This is a genomic window from Streptomyces sp. NPDC127119 (assembly GCF_042677425.1).
Lineage (GTDB): Bacteria > Actinomycetota > Actinomycetes > Streptomycetales > Streptomycetaceae > Streptomyces.
On the sequence record NZ_JBHXTO010000300.1, the window covers coordinates 1 to 2,557 of the forward strand.

The 2,557-nt window shown below is 68.6% G+C and carries 4 protein-coding genes; 2 read left to right on the plus strand and 2 right to left on the minus strand.

Features of this window, described 5'->3' with window-relative positions:
* Positions 1–45: 45 nt before the first annotated feature.
* Positions 46–321 carry a GlsB/YeaQ/YmgE family stress response membrane protein gene (locus tag ACFVH5_RS44260; protein ID WP_210883898.1) on the minus strand — a complete coding sequence of 92 codons (276 nt, stop codon included), beginning with the start codon at positions 319–321 and terminating at the stop codon, positions 46–48.
* A gap of 212 nt (positions 322–533) precedes the next feature.
* Between ACFVH5_RS44260 and ACFVH5_RS44265 the strand changes: the two genes are divergently transcribed.
* Both ACFVH5_RS44265 and ACFVH5_RS44270 read left to right on the plus strand, forming a co-directional pair.
* The gene (locus ACFVH5_RS44265) at positions 534–920 is read left to right on the plus strand and encodes a DUF3099 domain-containing protein (RefSeq protein ID WP_385839350.1); all 387 of its coding nucleotides are present in this window, start codon (positions 534–536) and stop codon (positions 918–920) included.
* 244 nt (positions 921–1,164) lie between these two features.
* A complete protein-coding gene (locus ACFVH5_RS44270; protein ID WP_385839351.1) occupies positions 1,165–1,422 on the plus strand; it encodes a hypothetical protein in 258 nt (85 codons plus the stop codon).
* Between the two features lie 16 nt (positions 1,423–1,438).
* On the opposite strand, the gene moaA is transcribed toward ACFVH5_RS44270, so the two are convergent.
* Positions 1,439–2,428 (minus strand): GTP 3',8-cyclase MoaA, encoded by a 990-nt coding sequence (gene moaA / locus ACFVH5_RS44275; RefSeq protein ID WP_385839352.1) that lies wholly within the window; start codon positions 2,426–2,428, stop codon positions 1,439–1,441.
* Positions 2,429–2,557 lie beyond the last annotated feature (129 nt).

Genomic DNA, 2,557 nt, shown 5'->3' on the forward strand with positions numbered 1-2,557 from the left:
CCCCTTTCCAGGGCGCGGGGACCTGCGCAATCTTTTTACCCTCGCTCAGGCTCTTTGTTTGTTGCCCCTCATTGCCGTGTAGAGCATGTCTCCCAGGAAGACGATGACGACCGCGGCCACCAGTTGGAGGGCGTGACGGCCCCAGTCGATACCGCTGGTCTCACCGATGCCGATACCGCGGGCGATCGCGTTGCCCACGATCGCGCCGATGATTCCGAAGATCGTGGTGAGCCAGAGCGGACTGTGCTGCTTGCCAGGAATGATCGCCTTGGCCAGCAAGCCCAGTACGAATCCCACGATGATCGCCCACAACCAGCCCATGGCTGCCTCCTATACGGCTCTACGCGAGCATTACGCCCAGTGTCGGCCCGGGTGCCGTACGGCGCATGTCGGGCACGGCCATACGCGGTACGGCGCAGACGTCCCCAGCCGCGCCGGAGCCGACCCGGTCTCGTGGGCGGCGCGACCGCGGCGTAACGTTGTTGCCGGTACGGGCCGGGGAGCGTCCGACTCAGGCGGGGTGGTGGAACGTGATGCGGAAGCAGAGCGAGACCGAGGTCTTCCGGATCACCGGGGCCAGGCAGGGGCTCACCGACGACGTGCGGGGCAGGCAGCGCCGCTACATCATCTCGATGTCCGTCCGTACGGTCTCCGTCGTCCTCGCGGCCACCCTCTGGAACGTGGAGCGCCATGTCGCCGTCGTTGCGCTGGTTCTCGGCGTGCTGCTCCCCTACATCTCCGTCGTGATCGCCAACGCGGGACGCGAGAACGTGCCCTCTCTGCCGTCCACTTTCGTGACCGCTCCGACCCGTCCGATGCTTGCGGGGCCGGGCGCCGGCGGGGCCGCGGAACCCGTCGCGGAAGACCTGACGGCCGCCCCCGGCACACGGCTGCGGGACGAGCCGCACGAACGGGCCTGAGCACCGGGGATCCGGAAAAAGCGGAATCCGAAACCTCTGCCAAGCTCAAGAAAAGCTCAGATCAATCATGTTGTTCCGTTGCCGGGCGATGGGTTAGCCGTGACATACTTGGTACGCACTCCGCATCCCCCGTCGGAGTGACAGACCGACGCCGGGCAGCTCCCCCCGTGGCTGCTCGGCGTCGCCTTTTCCGGAGCCTTCAGGACTCGTGGGAACCCCTCGGGACTCGGCTAGTGTCGAGGACGTGATCCTGAACGTTCCCGGTTCCGAGCCGTCGTCCCCGTCCTCCCCTGTCTGCTCCGCCAAGGGCTGCCGGGCCGACGCCGTGTGGGTGCTCGCCTGGAACAACCCGAAACTGCACACGCCGGAGCGCCGCAAGACCTGGCTCGCGTGCGAGGAGCACCGCGACCATCTGTCGAAGTTCCTGGGCGTCCGCGGCTTCCTGAAGGACGTGGTCCTCCTGTCGGAATGGGAGTCCGCGGAGCAGCAGCCCGGAAATTGAGGGGCGGGCCCGGCGGTCAGCCGCCGATCGCCGACATCGGGCGGTCCGGCTGCACGAAGGAGGGGTCGTCCAGACCTGCCCCGGCCTTCTTGCCCCACATCGCCAGCCGCCAGATCCGGGCGATCTCCTCGTCCGGCGCGTCCGAGCGGAGCGCCGCCCGCAGGTCGGTCTCCTCCTGGGCGAAGAGACAGGTGCGGACCTGCCCGTCCGCGGTGAGCCGCGTACGGTCGCAGGCCGAGCAGAACGGGCGGGTGACCGAGGCGATCACGCCGACCCGGTGCGGGCCGCCGTCCACCACCCAGCGCTCCGCGGGTGCCGAGCCGCGCTCGTCGGCCCCTTCCTCCGTCAGCTCGAAGCGGGTGCGCAGCGAGGTGAGGATGTCGCCGGCGGTGACCATGCCGTCGCGCTTCCAGCCGTGCTGGGCGTCCAGCGGCATCTGCTCGATGAACCGCAGTTCGTAGTCGTTCTCCACGGCCCAGGCGAGCAGGTCCGGCGCCTCGTTCTCGTTCAGTCCGGGCATCAGTACGGAGTTGACCTTGACGGGGGTCAGTCCCGCGGCGCGGGCCGCTTCGAGGCCCTCGATGACGTCCTTGTGGCGGTCACGGCGGGTGAGGGTCTTGAAGACGTCCGGGCGCAGGGTGTCCAGCGAGACGTTGACCCGGTCGAGGCCCGCCGCCTTGAGGGCGGTCGCGGTGCGCTTGAGGCCGATGCCGTTCGTCGTCAGGGACATCTGGGGACGGGGTTCGAGGGCCGCCACACGCTCCACTATCCCGACCAGGCCGGGGCGCAGCAGGGGTTCGCCGCCGGTGAAGCGGACCTCGGTGATGCCGAGCCGGGTCACCGCCAGGTCGATGAGGCGGACGATCTCGTCGTCCGTGAGCAGGTCGGGCTTGGCCAGCCACTGCAGGCCCTCTTCGGGCATGCAGTACGTACATCTGAGATTGCACCGGTCGGTCAGCGAGACGCGCAGGTCGGTGGCCACCCGGCCGTAGGTGTCGATGAGCACGTGGGCCCCCTCCCTCGGTACTGCGGGCTTCGAACGATCAGTCGATCCGATATCAACGAGCCTACGTGACGGGACCGACAACACGGGTGGCCCGATCCCACGAGACGCACCGTGGCCGCGTCGTAGATC

Excerpts from the sequence above, each read along its gene's own strand:
- ACFVH5_RS44265 (WP_385839350.1), top strand. The coding sequence starts at position 534 with ATGCGGAAGCAGAGCGAGACCGAGGTCTTCCGGATCACCGGGGCCAGG.
- ACFVH5_RS44260 (WP_210883898.1), bottom strand. The coding sequence starts at position 321 with ATGGGCTGGTTGTGGGCGATCATCGTGGGATTCGTACTGGGCTTGCTG.